A 22,655-nucleotide genomic window follows, 5' to 3' on the forward strand; every position below is an offset into this window, starting at 1 on the left:
AGGCAGAGATGAGCGACCCGAGCGTGAACGAGAGCTTTACCCTGACCCTGGACGGTGTCGACGTGAGCGCCCGGCCGGGGGAGACCCTCTGGCAGGTCGCCCGGCGCGCCGGCGAGACCATCCCGCACCTCTGCTTCAAGGACGCCCCCGGCTACCGGGCCGACGGCAACTGCCGGGCCTGCATGGTCGAGATCGAGGGCGAGCGGGTGCTGGCGGCGAGCTGCATCCGCGAGGCGGCTCCCGGCATGGTGGTGAGGAGTGCCAGCTCCGAGCGTGCCCGGGAGGCGCGCGAGGGCGTCATGGCGCTGCTGCTCGCCGACCAGCCGGCACGAGAGGCGGGCCCCGACCGCTCCAGCCACTTCTGGGCCATGGCCGACGCCCTGGCCATCGACGCCACCGCGGTGCACGGGCGCCTGCCCGCCCGCGCAGAACGGGCGGCGCCCACGGTTCACCATGTCGCCGAACGCTCGGCCGAGCTCCCTCATGCCGGCGGGCAGGATGCCAGCCACCCGGCGATGAGCGTCAACCTCGACGCCTGCATCGAGTGCGGCCTCTGCGTGCGCGCCTGCCGCGAGGTGCAGGGCAACGACGTCATCGGCCTGGCCCATCGCGGGGCGGCGGCGAAGATTGTCTTCGACTTCGACGACCCCATGGGGGAGAGCACCTGCGTGGCCTGTGGCGAGTGCGTCCAGGCCTGTCCCACCGGGGCGCTGATGCCCGCCACCCTGGTGGACGAGGCGGGCCGCGGCGACTCGGCGGTGGCCGACCGCACCGTCGACTCCGTCTGCCCTTACTGCGGGGTGGGCTGCCAGCTGACCTACCATATCAGGGACGAGAAGATCCTCTTCGTCGAGGGCCGCGACGGGCCGTCGAACCAGAACCGGCTCTGCGTCAAGGGGCGCTTCGGCTTCGACTACCCCAACCATCCCGCACGCCTCACCCGCCCGCTGCTCCGCCGCGAGGGCCTGGCCAAGGGGCTCGATCCCGACTTCGATCCGGCCAGGCCGCTGACCCACTTCCGCGAGGCGAGCTGGGAGGAGGCGCTGGACGCCGCCGCGGGCGGGCTCGCCGATCTCAAGGCGGCCCACGGTCCCGGGGCGCTGGCCGGCTTCGGCAGCGCCAAGTGCTCCAACGAGGAGGCCTGGCTGTTCCAGAAGCTGGTGCGCACAGGCTTCGGCTCCAACCACGTGGACCACTGCACGCGGCTCTGCCACGCCAGCTCCGTGGCGGCGCTGATGGAGTGCCTCGGCTCCGGCGCGGTGACGGCGTCATTCATGCAGGCCCTCGAGGCCGACGTGGTGATCCTCACCGGCTGCAACCCGGCGGTGAACCACCCGGTGGCGGCCACCTACTTCAAGCAGGCAGCGCGCAACGGCACCCGGCTGATCATCCTCGACCCCCGCGGCCAGGCGCTGGACGCCTATGCCTGGCGCAGCGTGCGCTTCACCCCCGGCGGCGACGTGGCGCTCTACAATGCCATGCTCAACGTGATCGTCAGCGAAGGGCTGCATGACGAGGCCTACATCGCGGCCCATACCGAGGGCTTCGAGGCGCTCAGGGCGAGCGTGGTGGACATGACCCCCGAAGCGATGAGCGGACTGTGCGGCGTGGCCCCCGAGGCCATCCGCGAGATCGCCCGCGCCTACGCCACCGCCGAGCGGGCGATGATCTTCTGGGGCATGGGCATCTCCCAGCACGTCCACGGCACCGACAACGCCCGCTGCCTGATCTCGCTGGCGCTGGCCTGCGGCCAGACCGGCCGCCCCGGCACCGGCCTGCACCCGCTGCGCGGCCAGAACAACGTCCAGGGCGCCTCGGATGCCGGCCTGATCCCCATGGTGCTGCCCGACTATCAGCCGGTGGGCGACGCCCAGCTGCGTGCCGCCTTCGAGGAGCTGTGGAACAGCGAGCTCGACCCCGAGCCGGGGCTCACCGTGGTGGAGATCATGGACGCCATCCTGGCCGGCCGGATCCGCGGCATGTATATCCTCGGCGAGAACCCGGCCATGTCCGACCCGGACCTCCACCACGCCCGCCAGGCCCTGGCCGCCCTGGAGCACCTGGTGGTGCAGGATCTCTTCGTCACCGAGACCGCCCAGTTCGCCGACGTCATCCTGCCGGCCACCGCCTGGCCCGAGAAGGACGGCACGGTGACCAACACCAACCGCCAGGTGCAGCTGGGCCGCGCCGCCGTGGCGCCGCCGGGAGAGGCGAAGCCCGACTGGTGGATCATTCAGGAGATCGCCCGGCGCTTCGGCCTGGCCTGGGACTATGCCCACCCCCGGGAGGTGTTTGCCGAGATGAAACAGGGCATGCACTCCCTGGACCATATCGCCTGGGAGCGCCTGGAGCGCGAGGGTTCGGTGACCTACCCGTGCCCGGCCGACGATGCGCCGGGTCAGGATGTGGTGTTCTCCGACGCCTTCCCCCGGGCAGGCGGCCGGGCGACGTTCTCGCCCACCCGGCCGCTGCCGCCGGACGAACCGATCGACGCCGACTACCCCACGGTGCTGACCACCGGGCGCCAGCTGGAGCACTGGCACACCGGCGCCATGACGCGGCGTGCCAGCGTCCTCGACGCGCTCGAGCCCGAGGCGTCGGCGAGCCTGTCGCCGGGCGAGCTGCACCGGCTCGGCGTGGCACCTGGCACGCCGATCACCATCACCACCCGGCGCGGCGCGATCACCCTGGCGGCGCGAGTCGACCCGGGCATGCCCGAGGGCATGGTCTTCGTGCCCTTCGCCTACGTGGAAGCGGCGGCCAACCTGCTGACCAACCCGGCCCTGGACCCCTTCGGCAAGATCCCGGAGTTCAAGTACGCGGCCTGCCGCCTGTCGCCGGCTTCCCCCTGACCACCAGCACCACGCCGGCGATGGCGATGGCCATGCCGGCCAGTGCGGGCAGGGGCAGCCGCTCGTCGAACAGCCACCACGCCTGCAGCGCCGTCACCGGCGGCACCAGGTAGAAGAGGCTGGCCACCCGGGACGCCTCGCCGCGCCGGATCAGCGCCATCAGCAGCAGGATGGCGCTGATCGACAGCACCAGCACCAGCCAGCCCAGGGTCAGCAGGAAGGTAGGCGTCCACTCCACGCTGCGCTCCTCGAAGAGCAGGGCGCCGAGTCCCAGCAGGACGCCGGCGGCCAGGTACTGCACCACGGTGCCGGAGAGCAGCGGCATGCCGGTGCAGTAGCGCTTCTGATAGAGGGTGCCACAGGAGATGCCCGCCAGCGCGACGCTCACCGCGGCCAGGGCGCCCAGGCCGAAGCCCTGGAACAGCGCCTCGCCAGGGTCCAGCTTGCCGCCCAGCACCAGGGCGATGCCCACCAGCCCCAGCGCGAGCCCCAGCCACTGTGCCAGCGAGAGCCGTTCCCCGAGCAGTGGGCCGGCCAGGGCGGCGGTGAGCAACGGCTGCAGGCCGACCAGCAGCGAGGCGAGCCCCGCCGGCATGCCCAGGTAGATGCCATAGAAGACCCCGCCGAGGTAGGCGCCATGCACCAGCAGGCCGGACACGGCGATATGCCCCCACAGCCGCGCGCCCCGCGGCCACTCGCCCGAGAGCCAGTGGGCCAGCGGCACCAGCAGCGCCAGGGTCAGGGCGAAGCGGATGAACAGGAAGGTGAAGGGTTCGGCATAGGGCAGGCCGAACTTGGCACCGATGAAGCCGGTGCTCCACAGCGCCACGAACAGCAGCGGCATGGCGGCGAGCCACAGGGTGGCCATCCGGGAGGAGGGGGCGGCAGGCATGGCAGACGTCCAGGTCAGGGGTTCCAGAGAGCCCATGACGATACTGCGCCGGCGGGGTTTCGCAAAGCCCTCCCGGGCGGACGCCTTTCTTCGTACCTCAATGCAACGCGTTCGCATTTGCTGGGCGACTGGCGGAGCCTGCCATGACGGGCCTCATGGCGGAGCTATGGTTTACCCTGTCGCCAAAAGGAGACGGATGTAACGAGCGCAACACTTCCTGTTGCCAACTTTTACATGAAAAATCTGAACGCGGGGCGACCCCGGCCGTCACAGTGGGCACATACACGCAACACCTCTGGAGGTATTCATGAAACGGATGACTGCACTGTTCTCGGCTGCCCTGCTCAGCGCCGGCCTGATGTCTGCCACTGCACACGCCCAGCAGGACCCGGCCGCAGCCACCGAACAGCCGCAGGCACAGGCGCCGGCTCAGGACTTCTCCGATCAGCAGCTGCAGCAGTTCGCCGATGCCTCCCAGGAGATCGCCGTGATCTCCCAGGAGTACACCGAGCGCCTGCATGCCGCCGAAGATGAAGCCTCCCAGCAGGAAGTGCGCATGGAAGCCAATGACAAGATGGTCGAGGTGGTCGAGGACAGCGGTCTCGACGTGGATACCTTCAACGCTATCGGTCAGGCGATCCAGCAGGATCCCGAGCTGATGCAGCGAGTCCAGGAGATGGCCCAGTCGTAAGACGGTCACCCTCCCACGCCGACTCCCATCGGCAGCGCGAACGGCCACCCCTCGGGGTGGCCGTTTTCGTATGGGCGCCGGCTTTACAGCGCCCCGGCGAGCTTCCAGACTTGGCTCAGCGAGCCACCTGACGCCGGGAGCGTGACACATGGAAGTCGAACTGCTGGAGATCCGCCAGCACATGGGGCGCTTCCCGCCCTTCGATGGCATCTCCGATGACCTGCTCGATGCGGTGGCCGGCGAGGTGGAGGTGGCCTACTACAAGGCCGGCACCGATATCCTGCTCCTCGACCGGGAGATCCACGAGCTGGGCTATATCCGCAGCGGGGCGGTGGAGGTCTATCGCCGCAACGGCGACCTCTACAACCGCCTGGGCGAGGGCGACATCTTTGGCCACTTCAGCCTGCTGCGTAACCACCGGGTGCGCTTTCCCGCCCGTGCCCTCGAGGACACCCTTATCTACTTCATCCCCGAGGCGCTGTTCCAGCGGCTCTGCGAGGAGGACGAGCACTTTGCCGACTTCGTCGAGCTGGAGCGTCCCCGCCTCGAGTCTGCCGTGGAGCAGCACAAGAAGCAGAACGACATGATGATCACCCGGGTGCGCAAGCTGCTCACCCGCTACCCGGTGATGGTGGAGGCGACCACCAGCGTCCAGGAGGCCGCACGCCTGGTCGGCGACTTCGGTGCCTCGGCGGTGCTGGTGCTGGACGAGCCCGGCGACAACCCTCGCTACACCTTCCGCGACAGCGAGGAGCGCGCCTGGCAGGTGCGTGGCATCCTCACCGACAGCGATTTCCGCCGCCTGGTGGCGGAGGGGCGCGGCCCCGGGACGCCGGTGGGGGAGATCGTGGGCGACCGGCTGGTGGCGATCCAGTCCGACGAGTCGGTGCACGAGGCGATGCTCACCATGCTGCGCAACAACATCCACCACCTGCCGGTGATGCACCGCCGCCATCCGGTGGGCATCGTCCACCTCTCCGACATCATCCGCTACGAGACCCACTCGAGCCTCTACCTGGTCAGCAACATCTTCAACCAGTCCACGGCCGAGGGCCTGGCCAAGCTGGCGCCGGACGTGCGCGCCGCCTTCGTGCGCATGGTGGAGGATGGCGCCGACTCGCGCATGATCGGCAGTGCCCTCTCCACCATCGGCCGCAGCTTCACCCGGCGCCTGCTGGAGCTCGCCGAGGAGGTGCTGGGGCCGCCGCCGGTGGCCTATTGCTTCATGGCCATGGGCTCCATGGCGCGCAACGAGCAGTCCATCGTCACCGACCAGGACAATGCCCTGGTACTGGCCGACGACTTCGATCCCGACCGCCACGACGACTACTTCCTGGAGATGGCCAGGATCGTCAGCGACGGCCTGCATGCCTGTGGCTACACCTATTGCACGGGCGACATCATGGCCACCAACTCGCGCTGGCGGCAGCCGCTCTCGGTGTGGAAAGGCTACTTCCGGGACTGGATCGCAAACCCCACGCCGGAGCGGCTGCTGCACAGCTCAATCTTCTTCGACCTGGATGTCGTGCACGGCGAGAACCGCTTCGTCGAGCAGCTCCAGGACCTGGTAGCCGAGCAGGCCCCGCAGAGTCCGCGCTTCCTGGCGGCCATGGGGCGCAACGCGCTCAACCGCACGCCGCCGCTGGGGTTCTTCCGCACCTTCGTGATGGAGAAGGACGGCAAGCACAACAACTCGATCAACCTCAAGCGCCGCGGCACCGCGCCGCTCACCGACCTGATCCGGGTGCATGCCCTGGCCTGCGGCTCCCGGGCCCAGAACAGCTTCGAGCGGCTCGACGACATCGACCGCACCCAGCTGCTGGCCCCGGGGGTGAGCGACAAGCTTCGCTATGCCCTGGAGTTCCTCGCCATGGCGCGGATTCGCCATCAGGTGATCGACCTGCAGCACGAGCGCACGCCGGACAACAATATCGAGCCCGAGAACGTCTCCGACGCCGAGCGGCACACCCTCAAGGACGCCTTCCAGGTGCTCAGCAACGCGCAGAAGTTCCTCAAGTTCCGCTACCCCATGCCGGCCGCGGGCCGGCCCCGGTCGGGCTAGCCCATGCTTGTCCTTCCCCCCCGCCGTCGCCATGTCCCCAGCTGGCCCGAGTACCTGGCCGACCGGGCCAAACGGGTCCAGCATCCGCTGCTCGAGAGCTACTTCGCCGCCGGCTGCCCGGCCCCCGACACGCCTATCGGCGAGGTGCCGCTGGTGGCCATGGACATGGAGACTACCGGCCTGGACCCGCGCCGCCACGCCATCGTCAGCATCGGCCTGGTGCCCTTCAGCCTGGCGCGCATCCGCCTGGCCGACCGCCACTACTGGGTGGTGCGGCCGCCGCGCCCGCTGAATCGCCAGTCGGTGACCCTGCACCGCATCACCCATGCCGAGGTGGAGCATGCCCCGGACCTGGAGGCGATCCTGCCCGAGCTGTTCGAGGCGCTGGCCGGCCGCCTGGTGGTGGTGCACTACCGCCAGATCGAGCGCCCCTTCCTGGACTCGGCGGTGCAGGCGCGCCTGGGGGAGGGGCTGCGCTTTCCGGTGATCGACACCATGTCGCTGGAGGCGCGCCGCCACCGCCAGTCGGTATGGGCGCGGCTGCGCCGCTGGATGGGCCGCCCCCCGGTGTCGATCCGCCTGCACAACAGCCGCGAGCGCTACGGGCTGCCGCCCTACCAGGGCCACCATGCCCTGGTCGATGCCCTGGCCACCGCCGAGCTGCTCCAGGCCCAGATCGCCGCCCACTACTCGCCCGACACCCCGGTCGGGGAGCTGTGGAGCTGAGGCCTTCGGACCCTAACAAGAAGGGCGGCCCGCAGGCCGCCCTTGTGGAACGTCGAGGAACCGGGATCAGCGAGGTTCGCTCATCAGCCCCTTGATGATGGCGTAGCAGCCCACCAGCAGCACCAGGGTGAAGGGCAGGCCGGTGGTCAGCGCCGCCGTCTGCAGGGCGGCAAGGCCGCCGCCCAGCAGCAGGGCGATGGCCAGGGCCCCCTCGATCAGCGCCCAGAACACGCGCTGGGGCTTGGGGGCGTCGACCTTGCCGCCGGCGGTGATGGAGTCGATCACCAGCGAGCCGGAATCCGACGAGGTGATGAAGAACACCACCACCAGCACGATGCCGACGAAGGAGGTGATGGCGGTCAGCGGCAGGTACTCCAGCATGGTGAAGAGCTGCAGCTCCAGGGCGGCGTCCTGCACCTCGGTGATGCCGTCATTGATCACCTGATCGATGGCGGTGGTGCCGAAGGCGGTCATCCACACCACCGAGGCCAGGGTGGGGATCAACAGCACCGAGATCAGGAACTCGCGCACGGTGCGGCCGCGGCTGACCCGGGCGATGAACATGCCGACGAAGGGGGACCAGGCGATCCACCAGGCCCAGTAGAAGGCCGTCCAGCCCTGGCTGAAGTTGGCGTCCTCGCGCCCGAAGGGCATGGAGAGCGCCGGCAGGTGGGTCACGTAGCCGATCAGGTTCTCGACCACCCCGGTGGCGATCATCAGCGTCGGGCCGACCAGGATCACGAACAGCAGCAGCAGGGCGGCGAGGCTCATGTTGATCTGCGACAGGCGCTGCACACCCTTGTCGACGCCGAGCATGATCGAGCCCAGGGCCACGAGGGTGATACCCAGAATCAGCAGCACCAGCGTGGCATCGCCCGAGGGAATGCCGAACAGGTAGTTGAGGCCGCCGGCCGCCTGGGTGGCGCCGATACCCAGCGAGGTGGTCAGGCCGAACAGGGTGGCGAACACCGCCAGGATGTCGATCACATGCCCCGGCCAGCCCCACACGCGCTCGCCCAGGATCGGGTAGAAGATCGAGCGCATGGTCAGCGGCAGGCCCTTGTTGAAGGCGAAGATCGCCAGCGACAGGCCGACGATGGCATAGGCGCCCCAGGGGTGCAGGCCCCAGTGGAAGATGGTGGCGGCCATGCTCAACGAGATGGCGCCGGCCTGGTCACCCTCGGCACCGCCCAGCGGGGCCCAGTCGGTGCGCAGGCCATCCTCGCCCAGGGAGATCCCCCCTAGGGCGGTGCCGTAGTGGCCCAGCGGCTCCGACACCCCGTAGAACATCAGGCCGATGCCCATGCCGGCGGCGAACAGCATGGCGAACCAGCCGGCGTAGCCGAAGTCCGGCGTGGCGTCGGCGCCGCCGATACGTACGCGGCCCAGGGGGGTGAAGATCAGCACCAGCGCCAGCAGCACGAAGACGTTGGCGCCCAGCAGGAACACCCACCCCAGGTTGGTGGTGAGGAAGCTGAACATGCTGTTGAAGATCGGTTCCATCTGATCCTGCAGGGCCAGCGTCAGGATCACGAACAGCAGGATCACGATCGAGGAGAACATGAAGACCTTGCCGTGCAGGTCCACGTCGATCCCCAGGGGTGAAGCGGTGATGTTGTCCTGGCCGATCACGTAGTCCGTGTCGATCAGGTTGGCGGCCCCCTCCGGGGCGGGAATGCCTTCGGAAGCCTGTGGCTTCTCGTTGGCGTTCTCGTCATTGGCCATGGTGGCTCTCTCCCTTGCGTAGCGTCGTAATGTGGATCCGGGGGGGCGGTCTACCCCTTGGACGGGCGCACCAGGAACACCGAGACGTCGGTGTGGGTGGCCACCTTGCCGCCGTGGGACGGCATGATCACGTCGATATGCTTCGGTGGATGGGTCGGCATGACCACCAGGTCGGCACCCACGTCCCTGATCGCCCGGATCAGGTCATCGTCCAGGTCGGCGATGGGATCAGGGCTGACGATGGTGTGGGTGCTGACCGGCTGGCCATGGACCTTGGCCCGCTCCTGGGCGAAGGCCTCGAGCTTCTGACTGAACTCCTGGGGGGTGCGGGCCACGCTGCCCGGGGTATTGGCGGTCACCCCGACGTAGCACACCTCGGCGTTGTAGTGCTGCGCCAGGTCCGCCACCGTCTGCAGGGTGGGCTCGATCAACTGGATGTGTGCCAGGTCGATCGGCACCATGATCTTGCTGTACATGACGTCGTTTCCCTCTTGGCTGCGATGATGCGGCGCAAAGGTCGCGTAGTGAAGCGTAGTCCCTCTCGGGAAAGAGGATTCAACGACCCTTCACGATACTTGTACCATAATTGTACGAGGCTTGAGCGCGAGTGGCGAATTCCCTCTCTGGTCCTGGCGTTGCGGCACGATCCCGGGGCGGCGGCGAGACCATGCAAAGGGGGAGGCACCCGAGAGTGCCTCCCCCTGCTCACCGGCCCGCGCGGGCCGTTATGGACCTCAGCTCTCGCCGAGCCAGGACGCCACGACGTCCGGGTTCTCCTCGACCCACTGCTTGGCGTTCTCGTAGGGGTCGGCGCCGTCTTCCTGGTTCATCAGCATCACCTCGCCCATCTGCTCCGGGGTCCACTCGAAGGCGTCGAGGATAGCGTAGGCCTCCGGCATGTCGTCGGCCAGGCCCTGACGCACGATGGTGTGAATCTGCTCAGCACCGCCGTAGACGCCCTCCGGATCCTCGAGGTACTTGAGATCCCAGCGGGCGAACATCCAGTGGGGCGTCCAGCTGGTGACGACGATGGGCTCCTCGTTGTCGATGGCGCTGGCCAGCGCCGCGACCATGGTGGCATCGCTGCCGCTGCGCAGGCGCAGGTCGAGGCCGTAGGTGTCGACGACCTCCTCGGTCAGGCTCATCAGGCCGGCACCGGGGTCGATGCCGATGATCTCGCCGTTGAAGGCATCGGCATGGTCATTGAGGTCGGTGATGGAGTCGGCCTCGACGTAGTCGGGAACCACCAGGCCGAGCTTGGTGCCGTCCAGGTTGACGCCCAGGTCCTCGACGTCGTCGCTGACGCGGTCGAGGTAGTCGGCGTGGGTGGTGGGCAGCCAGGCGGCGACGATGGCGTCGGCATCGCCGCTGCCCATGGCCTGCCACATGGCGGCGGCGGAGAGCGAGGTCATGTCGACCTCGTAGCCGGCCTGTTCGAGCACGGCGCGGACCACGTTGGTGGAGGCGACCTCGGAGGACCACTCCACGTAGGCCAGGTGAACGGTGCCCTTGTCCTGCGCCTGGGCGGCGCCGGCGGTGAGGGCGGCGCCGGTGGCCAGTGCCAGGCCGGCGAGACGGATGCGACGGTTCAGCGGGTGCTTCTTCATCGAGTTCCCCTTCTCTTGATGTTCAACTTATTACCCTGAGGGTAGCGACCGGTGGTTTCAAGGCCGGCGCTCAACGCTCAGGACTTGCGCTGCTTGCGGAGTGACTGGGTCAGGCGGTCGAGCAGCATGGCCAGGATCACCACGGCGATGCCAGCCTCGAAGCCGTCGCCCGGGCGCAGCCGCTGGATGGCGCGCCACACCTCGCTGCCCAGGCCATCGGCGCCGATCATGGCGGCGATCACCACCATGGAGAGGGCCAGCATGATGGTCTGGTTGATGCCGGCCATCACCGTGGGCAGCGACATCGGCAGCTGCACCTTGAGCAGCTTCTGGCGGCGCGTGGCGCCGTAGGCGTCGGCGGCCTCGATCAGTTCGACCGGCACCTGGCGGATGCCCAGGGTGGTGAAGCGGATCGCCGGTGGCATGGAGAAGATCACCGTGGCGAAGATCGCCGAGACCGAGCCGATGCCGAAGAACGGGATCGCCGGTATCAGGTAGACGAAGGCCGGCATGGTCTGCATGAAGTCGAGCACCGGCATGATGCCGCGGTAGAGCCGCTCGGAGAGCGCCGCGGCGATGCCCACCGGGATGGCGATGGTCACCGCCACCAGGGTGGCGATCACCACCAGCGTCAGGGTCTCGATCATCGGGTTCCACAGCCCGAGGTTCCAGATCACCGCCAGGCCGGCCACGGCCCCGATGGCCAGGCGCAGGTTGGCCACCTTCCAGCAGACCGCGGCCAGGATCGCCATCAGGCCCCACTCGGGCAGCCACATCAGGGCGTCGTTGAGCCCGTCGATACCGGTCTGGGTGACCCGGGAGATGCCGCGGGTCACCACGGAGTACTCGCTGGTCAGCCAGTCGAGGCCACCCTCGATCCACTGGCCCAGCGGAATGCGCGGAAATTCGATCGCCATTACTGTTCTCCTGCCGCTGCGGTGTCGTTGTCGGCGTCTGCCGTCGTGGCCACGTCGGCGGCCTGGGCCAGCTCATCGAGGACGGCGCCCTTGACCACCACGCCCAGCAGCCGCTGGTCGTCGTCCACCACTGCGATGGGAAAGCCCTTCTCGCTGAACATCGCGAAGAGATTGTGCAGCGGCTCGTCCGGCGTCACGCGGCGGAAGTCCTGGGTCATGGCCTCGCGGATGGTGTCCTGCCCCTGCTGGGCGGCCTGCTGGGCGGCGTCCACCTCGAGCAGCCCGTGGAGGCGGCGGTCGCGGCCGGTGACGTAGATGGAGTCCAGGTTGTGCTCGTGCATGCGGCGCAGCACGGTGCGCGGACCATCGCCCTCCCGGGCGGTGGCCCGCACCGGACGCATGGCGTGCTCGGCGGTGAGGATGCGGGACTTGTCGACCCCCTCGATGAAGCGACGGACATAGTCATCGGCGGGGCGAGTGAGGATCTCCTCGGGGGTGCCGATCTGCACGATCTCGCCATCCTTGAGCAGGATGATGCGGTCGCCGATGGTCAGCGCCTCGTCCAGATCGTGGGTGATGAAGACGGTGGTCTTCTGCATGCGGTTCTGCAGCTCGAGCAGCTCCTGCTGCATGTCGCCGCGGATCAGCGGATCCAGGGCCGAGAAGGCCTCGTCCATCAGCAGCACGCTGGCATCGTTGGCCAGCGCCCGGGCCAGGCCGACGCGCTGCTGCATGCCGCCGGAGAGCTGGTTGGGGTAGGCGTCCTCCCAGCCCTCCAGGCCGACCTGCTTCAGGGCATGGCGGGCGGTCTCGCCGCGCTCCTCGGTGGGAACGCCACGGATCTCCAGGCCGAACTCGGCGTTCTGCTGCACGGTGCGATGGGGGAAGAGGGCGAAGTTCTGGAACACCATGGAGAAGTGGCGGCGGCGGCACTCGAGCAGCGCCTTGGTGTCGAGCGTCGGGATGTCCTCGCCGTCGATGACGATCTCCCCCTCGGTCGGTTCGATCAGCCGGTTGAGGCAGCGGATCAGGGTCGACTTCCCCGAACCCGACAGGCCCATGATCACCAGCAGTTCCCCCTCGTAGACGTCGAAGTCGATGTGGGAGAGGCCCAGTGTCTGACCGGTCTTCTCGAAGATCTCCGGGCGCTTGAGGCCCTGGTTGCGCAGTTCGAGCGCCTTCTTCGGGTGGCTGCCGAAGACCTTGCTCAGGTTGCGAACCCGAATCTTGACGTTTCGGTTCTCGTTCATTGGCGATGCCTTTCTGTCAGCCCCTGGCGCGACGCAGGAGGCGCCGTGTGCGATGCGCTGCCGCACCAAGCCTGGCAGGCGGCAGCGCTGACGGGTGCGAAAGGTTACCTACCCTACGGATTCTTGAATGATCATTCAACTTAACGGACGGGTCGCTGCCGGTGGCACCGGGTGTGTCAGGGCGTTCCCATGTGCCATTTTTCACCACCCCCGGCCGGGCTCGCAGGGGGATGGACGGCGTCCGGGATTTGGTTGCAAGCTATTGATATATATTTATTTATATCTATCGTGGCATGGCTGGCACGGTGCCTGCTTGCACTAGGTGACACCACATGGAGGGAGGGAAATCCCGAATGAGCCAAGACCCGTTGAATCATCGTCAAGGCAAGCGGCGTCGGCTGAGCGCCCTGGCGGCGATCACCGCGATGACGCTGGGTAGCCTGGCGCTGGCCGGGTGCGGCAACGACGACGAGCCGCCTCCCATGGAGCAGCAGGCCCCGATGGAGGAACCGGCCCAGGAGCCGCCGATGGGAGATGACCCCGCCATGGACCAGGCCCCCGCGATGGAGTCGGCCCCGATGGATGAGGGTGGTATGGAAGGCGGCGGCATGGGAGACGACCCGATGGAAGACCCCATGGCCGACCAGGAACCGATGATGGAGGACGAGGAAGCCGGCAGCCTGTGACCGGCTCGCCCAACCGATGAGCCGACTCGTTCTTGTCCACGACCGCCATCGGAGGCGGTCAATCACTCGCCACAACCGCGATATCCCGCGAAATGGAGGTGCAGGATGAAGACCCAGGAATCCCTCAAGGCACTCGGCATTCTCGGCGTGGCCTTTGGCCTCGTGACCGGCCCGCTGGCCGTTGCCGACATGCATGACCCGCAGGCCCAGGACCCGGCCGCCACCACCCAGCCGGGCGACCCCGCGGCCCCGGCCGATCCGGCCGCGCCGGCAGACCCGGCCGCCAGCGATCCCATGGCCGACCCCGCGGCCCCGGCCAACCCGGCGGAGCCCGGCGCCCCGGCAGACCCCGGCGCCCCGGCCGATGAGCCCGGCTTCGGCGGCGGCACCGAGCCGATGCCTAGCGGCGAGACCCAGACCGACCCGTCCCAGGACCCGATGCTCGACGAGGAGCCCGAGGGCCAGGACAGCAGCTGGTAAGCTTCCGGTGAGCGTTGGTGCTTCTTGATGTTCCCCTGGCGTCGCATGGCGCGGCCGGCGATCCCACCGCTATCCCCCTCAGCCTTCGCCGGCCGTTTGACGCCCCTTCCGCCCTTGCCCTCGGCAAGGGCGTTTTTCTGAGCGGCTGCCCATCGCGCCGTTCTCTCGCGCCACTCTCCCAAGCCCCAAGCCCCAAGCCCCAAGCCTTCACGGTTCGCCGGGCTCGCCCTCCTCGAGGCGGCGGTAGAGGGTGCGCCGGGCGATGCCCAGGATGTCGGCGGTGCGCCGCTTGTTGCCCCCGGTGGCCTCTAGCACCTTGCGGATATAGCGCTTCTCCACGTCCTCGAGGCTCGGCCAGGCCTGGGCCGGGGCACTGGCCACCAGCTGGCCGGCCAGCGCCTCGCCGGTGTCGCGTCGCCGCTCCGCCGCATGCCCGCGGATGCGCTCCGGCAGGTCGGCATGGCGGATCTCGCCGGCCTCGGCCAGCGTCACCGCGCGCATGATGGCATTCTCCAGTTCGCGGACGTTACCCGGGTAGGAGTAGGCCAGCAGCGCCTGGAGGGCGGCGGGCTCGATGCGCTCCAGGCGCTTCTCCTGGGCGCCGGCATGCTTGTCGATCAGGGCGGTGACCAGCCGCTCGAGGTCGCCTTCGCGCTCGCGCAGCGGCGGGATGCGCAGCGAGAAGGTCTCCAGCCGGTAGAACAGGTCGCTGCGGAAGTTGCCGGCCTCGATCTCCTGCTCCAGGTCGCGGTGGGTGGCGGCGATGATCCGCACGTCCACCGGCTCCTCGCGCTCCGCCCCCACCGGGCGCACCGTCTTCTCCTGCAGGGCACGCAAGAGCTTGGCCTGGAGCCCCGGTGACATCTCGCCGATCTCGTCGAGGAACAGGCTGCCGCCGCGGGCGGACTGGAAGAGCCCGTCGCGGGAGTCGCTGGCCCCGGTGAAGGCGCCCTTCATATGGCCGAAGAACTCGCTCTCCATCAGCTCGGCCGGGATGCTGGCGCAGTTGATCGCCACGAAGGGACCCTCGGCCCGCGGGCTCTCGGCGTGGATGGCCCGGGCCAGCAGCTCCTTGCCCGTGCCGCTCTCGCCGAGCACCAGGATCGGGGCATCGCTCCTGGCCAGGCGGGCCGCATCGTGGAACAGCGACTGCATCGCCTCGCTCTCGCCGATGATCCCGTGGAAGTGGCCGGGTGGCGACGCCGGCTGGAAGCGCGCGGCCAGGCGGCGGTGTTCCCGCAAGCGGTAGACCGCCTCGTGGACGTTCTCCAGGTCCAGCGGCTTGGTCAGGAAGTCGTCGGCGCCGATCTTCAGTGCCTCCACGGCCTGGTCGATGGTGCCGAAGGCGGTGATGACGATGAAGCCCACCGTGCTGCCCTCGGCGCGCAGCTGCTCCAACAGTTGCATGCCGCTCATGCCGGGCAGGCGGACGTCGCTGATCACCATCGCCACCTCGCTGTGGCTCAGGGTGGCGATGGCCTCCTCGGCGCTGCCGACGCCCAGGGTGTCATGGCCGGCCTCCTGGAGCTCCTCCTCGAGCAGCTCGAGGATGGCCGGGTCGTCCTCGACGATCAGGATGGGGCAGGGGAGAGCGGGGTCCTTCCGGGTCACGTGGTGCGTCCTCTCGGGTCGGTGTCGTGGGATGCCGTCTCGTCCTGGAGGCGGTCATCGAGGGGCAGGACGATCTCGAAGCCGGCGCCGCCGAGCGCACTGTCGAAGACGCCGATGGTCCCGCCGTGGTCATTGATGATGCGGTGAACCATGGAGAGGCCGAGGCCGCTGCCCTGGCCCACCGGCTTGGTGGTGAAGAAGGGGTCGAACACCCGGGCCTTGTCGGCCTCGGCGATGCCGGGACCGTCATCCTCGAACCACAGGTGCAGCCGACTCTCCTCCTGGCGAGCTTGCAGGCGGATCCGGCGAACCGTCTCGGCCTGGGTGGCGTTGACCAGCAGGTTGGTCAGCACCTGGGTCAGCTGCTGCCCGTTGGCCAGCAGCCGGGGCGGCGGGTCGGGCAGGTCCAGCTCCAGGCGCATGCCCCGCCGCTCAAGCGCCTCCTCGACCAGCGCGACGGCCGAGGCCGCCAGCTCATCCAGGGCCAGCCACTCCTTCTCGACGTTGTGTCGCCGGCCCAGCTCCATCAGCTGGCGCACGATCTCGACGATGCGCTCCACCTCGCTGCGGATGCGGCCGAGGCGGGCCCGTTCGTCGTCGCCGATCACCTCGCGGCGCGCCAGGCGCTGGGCCTGGCCGTTGATCACGGTCAGCGGCGCGCCGATCTCGTGGGCCACCCCGGCCGCCAGTACGCCCAGCTCGGCCAGCTTGTGGGACTTGCGCAGCCGCTTCTCCAGGGCGATCTCGTTGAGTCGGCGGATCTCGATGTCGGCGTCCTTCTCGGCCATGGCATCGAGCATGCCGTTGAGGGCCGAGGCCAGGCGACGGTACTCCTGGGGCCCGCCGACCGCGGCGCGCTGGCGGCGGTCGCCGCCCTCGACCCGCGCCATCACCTCCAGCAGGCGGTTGAGCGGCCGCTCGATATGCCGCCGGAACCCCCACCAGATGCTGAACACGATGCCCCCCGCGCCGATCACGAAGACCCCGCCGGCGACCAGGCTGATGAAGCCGGTGTAGTTCTCGATGCCGGTATTGAGCCGGTTGACCTGCAGCACCCCGCGCACCTCGCCCTCCGGCGTGGTCAGCGGCATCAGCGCCGAGTAGTAGGTCCAGCCGTCGTGCTGGCGGTAGTCGCCGGTCAGCTCGCCCTCCTCGACTACGGCGCGAATGTCCTCGGGCTCGAACAGCGCCTCGCCGAGCCCCAGGCCGTAGATCTCCTCGCCATCGGGAGCGAAGACGTAGGCGCCGTAGATGCGGTGGAAGGAGAAGGCGGAGTGCAGCGTCTCCTGCATCGGCTCGGGGGTGGCCCCGGCCATGGCATGCCCCAGCGAGGTGCCGATGGCATGGGTGATGATCTGCACCTCGGTCTGCAGCTTGGAGCGTACGTTCTCCTCCAGCGACTTGATCGCCACCAGGCTGAAGACCACCAGGATCAGGAATAGCGGCACCAGCACGGTCAGGATGATCGAGTTGCGCAGCCGCATCAGTCGATGGGTACCAGCCGGTAGAGGCTGCCCCGGGGCGCATCGTCGAGCAGGTAGACGGCGCCGTCGCGGCCCTGGCGGACGTCGCGGATGCGGCCGATCTCGCCGTCGAGGATCACCTCGTTGCCGACCACCCGGTCACCGTCGAGGGTCAGGCGCCGGAGCAGTTCGCTGCGCAGGCCGCCGGCCAGCAGGTCGCCCTGCCAGGCGGGGAACTGCTCGCTCTGTACCTCCGCCAGCCCCGAGGGGGCGAAGCGGCCGTCGAAGACGTGGACGGCATCGCGCATGCCGGGCAGCGACTCCTCGCCGATGGGCCGGCGGGTCGAGTAGTCCACGCCCAGGCTCACCTCCGGCCAGCCGTAGTTCTCGCCGGCCTCGATGAGGTTGAGCTCGTCACCGCCCAGGGGGCCGTGCTCGGTGGCCCAGGCGCGGCCGTCGGCGGCCACGGTCATGCCCTGGATGTTGCGGTTGCCGCGGCTGTAGAGCTCGTCCAGGGCGCCGTCATCGTCGACGAAGGGGTTGTCGTCGGGCACCCCGCCAGTCTCGGTGAGGCGCAGCACGCTGCCGGCGTGGTCGCCGCGGTCCTGGGCGCGGGGCGGCTGGCGGCCGCGGTCGCCGATGCTCATCAGCAGGGTGCCGTCGGGGAGCCAGGCGAGCCGCGAGCCGTAGTGGCGCCCGGGGGCGGAGAAGCGGTCCTGGACGAAGAGCGTTTCTAGGTCCACCAGGGCATCACCGTCGAGCCGCGCCCGGGAGAGGGTTGTGGCGGTGCCGCCGCTGCCGGCCTGGCTCCAGGTGACGTAGAGCCAGTCGTGCTCGCCGTCCCCCTGGCCATAGCCGGGATGCAGCACCACGTCGAGCAGGCCGCCCTGGCCGTTGGCGCTGACGTCGGGCACGCCGTCCAGGTGGGTGACCTCGCCGGCCGCGTCGATCAGCGCCAGGCGCCCGGGGCGCTCGCTGACCAGGAAGCGGCCGTCGGGCAGCGGGGCCACCGCCCAGGGGTGCTCCAGGCCGGAGGCGATGCGCTCCAGGCGCAGGTCGTGGTGCTCGGTATCGATCCGCTCGACGATTATTTCGGGCAGGGTCTCGGCGGCCAGCGCCTGGCCGCCGACCACCAGGCCGCCCAGCAGCAGCGCGGCGGGCAGTCTCATGAGGTTGGCAGGCATTCCGTTCTCCCCCCTTGTCGGTATCGGGTTCCCGCGATGGGCCTTGCAACAGCTAGGGACTCCGAGGGGGGCGGGGCGTTCCCTGTCGCCCGATGGCTACATCAGCAGGGCCAGCAGGATCGGCAGGTAGAGCAGCGAGAGCAGCGTGGAGCAGAACACCAGGCTGGCGGTGTACTCCGGCTCGCGTCCGGCCTTCTGGGCGAACAGGTAGTTGAACACCGCCACCGGCATGCTCATCTGCAGCACCAGGATGCTCAGCGCCAGCGGCGGCAGGGCCAGCAGGGTGCCGATGCCCCAGGCGACCCCGGCGGCCAGGGGGATGCGCAGCAGGCTGAAGCCGATGCCGGACTTCAGGCTTCTCACCTGGATGCTGGCCAGCGAGACCCCCAGGGTGATCAGCATCAGTGGCACAGTGAAGCCGGAGATCAGGTCGACGCTGTTGTCGAGCCACAGCGGCAGGTCGGTGTCGGTGAGCAGCAGCGCCAGCGAGATAAGGATGGCGTAGACCGTGGGCGTCTTCACCAGGGTCTTCAGCGGGTTGCCCCGGCTGGCCATGATCGAGCCCACGGTGAACTGGAACAGCGCTACGGTGACCATCACCGTGATGCCGAACACGAAGCCGGTGCTGCCGAAGGCGTAGAGCACCACCGGCAGGCCCATGTTGCCGGTATTGGGGTACATGGTGGGGGCCAGCAGCACCCGCCAGTCGCGGCGCAGCACCCGGGCCAGCACGAAGGCCATGCCGGCCATCACGGTGATCACCAGGGCGGTGGCCAGCATGGTTCGGCCGAAGCTGCCGGCGTCGATGTCGGCGCCGGAGAGCGAGGCGAGCACCAGCGCCGGCGTGCCGATGTTGAAGACCAGCCGGGTGACGAACTCCACCGGGTAGGGATGGCCCAGGCGGATCCAGGTATAGCCCAGGCCGGCGCCGGCCAGCACCGGCGCCATCACGGCGAAGAGTTCGGCGATCATCGGGTCTTCCTTGTGGGACGCGGCGCGCCATTGTCCTGAATTGACGGACAGGCTGGCAAGCGCCAGGGGCTCAGGCAGCCCGGGCCGGCACCCGCCACGCTTCGGGGACCGCCCGGCGCAGGCAGTCGAGCAGGGCGGTGACCCGCCGCGGCTGGTGGCCGAAGGCGTAGAGCAGGGAGACCGGGAGCGGCGCGGGCTGCCATTCGGGCAGGCAGCGGACCAGCTGGCCGGGATGGGCCGCCTCGCGTCGTTCGGCGAGCCAGTGGGGCAGGACGCCGAGCCCCTGGCCGCGGGCGATGGCGTCCAGGTGCAGCACCGGCAGGTCGACGCGCAGCCGCGATCGAGGGGGCTGGAAGTCGAAGCCGCCCGCCTCGGGATGGCTAAGCCTCAGCCCCTCCCGGCTGTTGCCCAGCAGGTCGATCCAGGCGTGGTGGGCCAGCTCCCGGGGGTGTCGGGGCGTGCCATGGCATGCCAGGTAGTCGGGGTGGGCATAGAGGCCACGGGTGAGGACGCCCAGTGGCTCCTGGCGCAGCCCGATGTCAGGCACCGCGCCCAGCCAGACATGCACGCCATGTCTGTCCGGCGACTCGGGCCAGGTCTCCCGTGTGCGCAGGGTCAGCTCCACGTCCGGGTGTCGCGTCATGAAATCGGTGACCACCGGCGCCAGCCAGCAGCGCGCCAGGGCGCAGTGCCCCTCGAGGGAGAGCTCGCCGCTGACGTCCTCGCGCAGCGCGTCCAGGGCCGCCCGGCTGCGCTCCGCCAGGGCCAGCAGGTCCCGGCAGTAGTCATGGAACACCAGGCCGGCATCGGTGGGAATCAGCCGGTTGGCCTGGCGACGCAGCAGCGGCTGCCCCAGCCGGCCCTCCAGCTGGCTGATGCGCCGGCTCAGGGTCGACTTGGCCAGCCCCAGCTCGCGGGCGCTGCGGGTCAGGCTGCCCGATGCCATGACGGCAGCGAAGGCGTTGAGTTCGTCGAAGTCGTGCATGGCAGCGACCGGTGGCAGGTGTCCTTGGCTCGGCAGTATGCCAGCTAATAATACGGATGAAAATCATTGGCATTTGATGCTGCGCCTCATGACTTCCTCCGGCAGGCAAACGCCCCGGCGGTGCGGTGCCGGGGCGAAGGCGCGGGAACGAACGGGGCCGTCGGGCGACGGCGCCAGTCTCAGAACGCGTAGCGGGCGGAGAGCCACAGCCGGCGGCCCTCCTCGCTGTTGGCGTAGACGTTGCCGTAGCTGGCGCCCCCATCATAGGCGCGGTAGTCGACGAAATCCTTGTCGAACAGGTTCTGGAGCGTGGCGCTGACCGTGAAGGCGTCGGAAACCCGATAGCTGCCGCCCAGATGGAACAGCGCATAGGAGGAGAAGTCGCCCAGGTCGGCGTAGGACGCCGCGCCGCGTACCCGCTCGCGGTCGCGATAGCGCTCGCTGCGGTACTCGCCGGCGAGCCAGGTGCTGAGGCGGTCCGTGGCCTGCCAGCGCAGGGTGCCGTTGACGGCGTGCTCCGGGGTGTCGGTCAGCGGCTCGCCTCGCTGGGCGCCGCTTTTCTGCTCGCTGTCGGTCCAGGTGTAGTTGGCGCTCAGGTTGACGCGCTCCGAGAGCTGGATGCGGGTGGCGAGCTCGATGCCCCGGGTCTCGGCCTCGTCGATGTTGATGTCCTGGGCGTAGACGCCATCGGGAATCCGCGGGTCGCCGCTCACCACGATGTCCGGGCCGGCGGCGATCTTGTCGTCGAAGCGGTTGTGGAACAGCGTCGCGCTGGCCATGAAGCCCCCGCCGTTGTCGTACTGGGCGCCGAGCTCGCTGCTGGTGCTGGTTTCCGGTTTCAGGTCGGGGTTGCCGATGGTCAGGATGGTGCCCTGGCCGGTCACCCCGTTGATGCCGTCATGCAGGTCGTTGAGCGTCGGTGTCCGGTAGCCGCGGCTGACGCCGCCCTTCAGGGTCCAGTCGTCGCTGGCGCTCCACACCAGGTAGCCGCGCGGGCTGAACTGGCTGCCGAAGGCGTCGTGGTGGTCGTAGCGGCCGCCCAGGGTCAGCGCCCAGTCCTCGGCCAGCCACCACTCGTCCTCGGCGAACAGGGCCCAGGTGGTCTGCGAGAACGCCTCGGTGGCGAGGCCGTCGGTGAGCGCCGAGTCCATCCACTGGCCGCCGATCGTCGCCATATGGTCGCCCAGGGGAAGGATGAACTTGCTGTCGAGCACGGTATTGGTGGTTTCCAGCTCGCGATCATCGCCGCCCACGATGCCGGGGAAGCCGGCATAGGGCTGCCCCAGGGTGCCGGGGATGGTGCGTCCCACCGTTTCGGTGGTGTTGCGCATCAGGCTCGATTCCAGGGTGCCCGCGGCGAAGCGCCCGGTATGGCCGATGGCGACCTGGTCACGCTCGAAGCGCAGCTCGTCGGCATAGCCGTTGGCCGCGCCGGGGTCGGGCGCGCAGCGGCGGTCGCGGCCGTCCAGGGTACCCAGCTGGCAGTCGTCGTTGTCGAAGCGCTGCCGGCTGGTCTCGCCATCCAGCCACAGCTCGTGATCCCGGTGCGGGGTCAGGGTCAGCCTGGCGCCCAGGCTGTAGATGTCTCCCTCGACGGGGCTCGGCCCGCGCTGGCTGACCGGCACCTCGGTGCCATCCGTCTCGGTATAGGTGAGGCGGGAGGCGTCGCGTTCAAATAAGCGGCCGCGCACCTGCAGCCCCAGGGTCTCCTCGATCAGGGGGCCGGTGGCATAGACGCTGGTCTCGCGGCTGTCGCCGAATGCGTCGTGCTCGTTGAAGGTGCCTTCGGCCTGCACCGACCCGCTCCACTCGTCGCCGACCTTGCGGGTGATGATATTGATCACCCCGCCCATGGCATCGGAGCCGTAGAGGGTCGACATGGGCCCGCGGATCACTTCGATACGCTCGATGGCCGAGACCGGCGGGAAGAAGCTGGTGGCGGTCTCGCCGAAGCCGTTGGGCGTCACGCTGCCGGCGGTGTTCTGGCGGCGTCCGTCGATCAGGATCAGGGTATAGTCGCTGGGCATCCCGCGGATGCTGATGTTGCGCCCGCCGGTCTTGCCCGCCTGGCCGCCCACGTCGACGCCCTCCACGTCGCGCAGGGCATCGGCAATGCTGCTGACCCGCTTCTGCTCCAGCGCCTCGCGGGTGACCACCGAGATGCTGGCCGGCGCCTCGGCCATGGCCTGCTCGAAGCCGGCCGCGGTGACCACGATATTGTCCAGGCGCGAGCTCTCCTCGGCCTGGGCCGTGGGGGGATAGGCGGGGAGGGCGGCAACGGTGGCCAGGGCGATGGCGCTGGCCACGGCGTTCGGCCGAAGGGGATGAGCGGGGCGGGGCTGGCGAGCAGGCGACATGTTATCCTCTTGAATGAGTGTGATTCTCAGTTGCGGCGAGGATTCTAGGCGGGCAAGTTCCCCGCCGAACAGCCCCGGGCACGCAACAACGCGTTGCCGAACCTGCAACACCGCGGCTCCTCCCGGCCGCCGGGGGGGACATTGGCCGGGGGCGGGCGCCCTCGGCTATGCTTCGCGAGCTAAGCACAAGGAACC

The 22,655-nt window shown here is 69.1% G+C and carries 18 protein-coding genes; 6 read left to right on the forward strand and 12 right to left on the reverse strand.

Features of this window, described 5'->3' with window-relative positions:
* Nucleotides 1–8: 8 nt before the first annotated feature.
* Entirely contained in the window at nt 9–2,852 is a 2,844-nt protein-coding gene (gene fdhF / locus NFC98_RS03935; protein WP_254276838.1) for a formate dehydrogenase subunit alpha, read from the forward strand.
* Here fdhF and NFC98_RS03940 read toward each other — a convergent pair.
* The gene (locus tag NFC98_RS03940) at nt 2,812–3,744 is read right to left on the reverse strand and encodes a DMT family transporter (protein WP_254276839.1); all 933 of its coding nucleotides are present in this window, start codon (nt 3,742–3,744) and stop codon (nt 2,812–2,814) included. The genes fdhF and NFC98_RS03940 overlap by 41 nt on opposite strands.
* Nucleotides 3,745–4,051: 307 nt before the next feature.
* Here NFC98_RS03940 and NFC98_RS03945 point away from each other — a divergent pair, with 307 nt between their 5' ends.
* From NFC98_RS03945 to NFC98_RS03955, 3 genes are all read left to right on the forward strand, one after another.
* Nucleotides 4,052–4,435, forward strand: a complete 384-nt coding sequence (locus NFC98_RS03945) for a DUF4168 domain-containing protein (protein ID WP_254276840.1) — start codon at nt 4,052–4,054, stop codon at nt 4,433–4,435.
* 148 nt (nt 4,436–4,583) lie between these two features.
* Nucleotides 4,584–6,497 (forward strand): DUF294 nucleotidyltransferase-like domain-containing protein, encoded by a 1,914-nt coding sequence (locus NFC98_RS03950; protein WP_254276841.1) that lies wholly within the window; start codon nt 4,584–4,586, stop codon nt 6,495–6,497.
* A gap of 3 nt (nt 6,498–6,500) precedes the next feature.
* On the forward strand, nt 6,501–7,223 hold the full coding sequence (locus NFC98_RS03955) for a 3'-5' exonuclease (RefSeq protein WP_254276842.1): 723 nt from the start codon (nt 6,501–6,503) through the stop codon (nt 7,221–7,223).
* 66 nt (nt 7,224–7,289) lie between these two features.
* On the opposite strand, the gene NFC98_RS03960 is transcribed toward NFC98_RS03955, so the two are convergent.
* The 5 genes from NFC98_RS03960 to NFC98_RS03980 form a co-directional block, all read right to left on the reverse strand.
* Entirely contained in the window at nt 7,290–8,948 is a 1,659-nt protein-coding gene (locus NFC98_RS03960) for a BCCT family transporter (protein ID WP_254276843.1), read from the reverse strand.
* A 50-nt stretch (nt 8,949–8,998) separates the two neighbouring features.
* Nucleotides 8,999–9,424, reverse strand: a complete 426-nt coding sequence (locus NFC98_RS03965; RefSeq protein ID WP_254276844.1) for a universal stress protein — start codon at nt 9,422–9,424, stop codon at nt 8,999–9,001.
* 258 nt (nt 9,425–9,682) lie between these two features.
* A complete protein-coding gene (locus NFC98_RS03970; protein ID WP_254276845.1) occupies nt 9,683–10,555 on the reverse strand; it encodes a glycine betaine ABC transporter substrate-binding protein in 873 nt (290 codons plus the stop codon).
* 77 nt (nt 10,556–10,632) lie between these two features.
* On the reverse strand, nt 10,633–11,466 hold the full coding sequence (locus NFC98_RS03975; protein ID WP_254277778.1) for a proline/glycine betaine ABC transporter permease: 834 nt from the start codon (nt 11,464–11,466) through the stop codon (nt 10,633–10,635).
* A gap of 5 nt (nt 11,467–11,471) precedes the next feature.
* Nucleotides 11,472–12,722, reverse strand: a complete 1,251-nt coding sequence (locus NFC98_RS03980) for a glycine betaine/L-proline ABC transporter ATP-binding protein (RefSeq protein ID WP_254276846.1) — start codon at nt 12,720–12,722, stop codon at nt 11,472–11,474.
* Between the two features lie 353 nt (nt 12,723–13,075).
* Here NFC98_RS03980 and NFC98_RS03985 point away from each other — a divergent pair, with 353 nt between their 5' ends.
* Nucleotides 13,076–13,408, forward strand: coding sequence for a hypothetical protein (locus NFC98_RS03985; protein WP_254276847.1), 333 nt, complete (start codon nt 13,076–13,078; stop codon nt 13,406–13,408).
* A gap of 105 nt (nt 13,409–13,513) precedes the next feature.
* Nucleotides 13,514–13,888, forward strand: coding sequence for a hypothetical protein (locus NFC98_RS03990; protein WP_254276848.1), 375 nt, complete (start codon nt 13,514–13,516; stop codon nt 13,886–13,888).
* A 207-nt stretch (nt 13,889–14,095) separates the two neighbouring features.
* On the opposite strand, the gene NFC98_RS03995 is transcribed toward NFC98_RS03990, so the two are convergent.
* The 6 genes from NFC98_RS03995 to NFC98_RS04020 all read right to left on the reverse strand — a co-directional run bounded on the left by NFC98_RS03995 (nt 14,096) and on the right by NFC98_RS04020 (nt 22,460).
* Nucleotides 14,096–15,499: a sigma-54 dependent transcriptional regulator gene (locus tag NFC98_RS03995; RefSeq protein ID WP_254276849.1), complete on the reverse strand. Its 1,404-nt coding sequence runs from the start codon at nt 15,497–15,499 to the stop codon at nt 14,096–14,098.
* Nucleotides 15,496–16,983 (reverse strand): sensor histidine kinase, encoded by a 1,488-nt coding sequence (locus tag NFC98_RS04000; RefSeq protein ID WP_254276850.1) that lies wholly within the window; start codon nt 16,981–16,983, stop codon nt 15,496–15,498. The genes NFC98_RS03995 and NFC98_RS04000 overlap by 4 nt, the downstream gene beginning before the upstream one ends.
* Nucleotides 16,983–18,146, reverse strand: coding sequence for a PQQ-dependent sugar dehydrogenase (locus NFC98_RS04005; protein ID WP_254276851.1), 1,164 nt, complete (start codon nt 18,144–18,146; stop codon nt 16,983–16,985). Before NFC98_RS04005 ends, NFC98_RS04000 begins: the two co-directional genes overlap by 1 nt.
* Before the next feature lie 96 nt (nt 18,147–18,242).
* Entirely contained in the window at nt 18,243–19,118 is an 876-nt protein-coding gene (locus tag NFC98_RS04010) for an AEC family transporter (RefSeq protein ID WP_254276852.1), read from the reverse strand.
* 70 nt (nt 19,119–19,188) lie between these two features.
* The gene (locus NFC98_RS04015) at nt 19,189–20,103 is read right to left on the reverse strand and encodes a LysR family transcriptional regulator (RefSeq protein ID WP_254276853.1); all 915 of its coding nucleotides are present in this window, start codon (nt 20,101–20,103) and stop codon (nt 19,189–19,191) included.
* A 179-nt stretch (nt 20,104–20,282) separates the two neighbouring features.
* Entirely contained in the window at nt 20,283–22,460 is a 2,178-nt protein-coding gene (locus tag NFC98_RS04020) for a TonB-dependent receptor (protein WP_254276854.1), read from the reverse strand.
* Nucleotides 22,461–22,655 lie beyond the last annotated feature (195 nt).

This window comes from Halomonas sp. 3H (assembly GCF_024206005.1).
GTDB classification, from domain to species: Bacteria; Pseudomonadota; Gammaproteobacteria; order Pseudomonadales; family Halomonadaceae; genus Halomonas; species Halomonas campaniensis.

Bases quoted from the DNA above. Each gene is read 5' to 3' on its own strand.
- NFC98_RS04000 (WP_254276850.1), bottom strand. From the start codon at position 16,983: ATGCGGCTGCGCAACTCGATCATCCTGACCGTGCTGGTGCCGCTATTC.
- NFC98_RS03970 (WP_254276845.1), bottom strand. From the start codon at position 10,555: ATGAAGAAGCACCCGCTGAACCGTCGCATCCGTCTCGCCGGCCTGGCA.
- NFC98_RS03940 (WP_254276839.1), bottom strand. From the start codon at position 3,744: ATGCCTGCCGCCCCCTCCTCCCGGATGGCCACCCTGTGGCTCGCCGCC.
- fdhF (WP_254276838.1), top strand. From the start codon at position 9: ATGAGCGACCCGAGCGTGAACGAGAGCTTTACCCTGACCCTGGACGGT.
- NFC98_RS04015 (WP_254276853.1), bottom strand. From the start codon at position 20,103: ATGCACGACTTCGACGAACTCAACGCCTTCGCTGCCGTCATGGCATCG.
- NFC98_RS03950 (WP_254276841.1), top strand. From the start codon at position 4,584: ATGGAAGTCGAACTGCTGGAGATCCGCCAGCACATGGGGCGCTTCCCG.
- NFC98_RS03955 (WP_254276842.1), top strand. From the start codon at position 6,501: ATGCTTGTCCTTCCCCCCCGCCGTCGCCATGTCCCCAGCTGGCCCGAG.
- NFC98_RS03945 (WP_254276840.1), top strand. From the start codon at position 4,052: ATGAAACGGATGACTGCACTGTTCTCGGCTGCCCTGCTCAGCGCCGGC.
- NFC98_RS03965 (WP_254276844.1), bottom strand. From the start codon at position 9,424: ATGTACAGCAAGATCATGGTGCCGATCGACCTGGCACACATCCAGTTG.
- NFC98_RS03980 (WP_254276846.1), bottom strand. From the start codon at position 12,722: ATGAACGAGAACCGAAACGTCAAGATTCGGGTTCGCAACCTGAGCAAG.
- NFC98_RS03990 (WP_254276848.1), top strand. From the start codon at position 13,514: ATGAAGACCCAGGAATCCCTCAAGGCACTCGGCATTCTCGGCGTGGCC.
- NFC98_RS04010 (WP_254276852.1), bottom strand. From the start codon at position 19,118: ATGATCGCCGAACTCTTCGCCGTGATGGCGCCGGTGCTGGCCGGCGCC.
- NFC98_RS04020 (WP_254276854.1), bottom strand. From the start codon at position 22,460: ATGTCGCCTGCTCGCCAGCCCCGCCCCGCTCATCCCCTTCGGCCGAAC.
- NFC98_RS04005 (WP_254276851.1), bottom strand. From the start codon at position 18,146: ATGCCTGCCAACCTCATGAGACTGCCCGCCGCGCTGCTGCTGGGCGGC.
- NFC98_RS03985 (WP_254276847.1), top strand. From the start codon at position 13,076: ATGAGCCAAGACCCGTTGAATCATCGTCAAGGCAAGCGGCGTCGGCTG.
- NFC98_RS03960 (WP_254276843.1), bottom strand. From the start codon at position 8,948: ATGGCCAATGACGAGAACGCCAACGAGAAGCCACAGGCTTCCGAAGGC.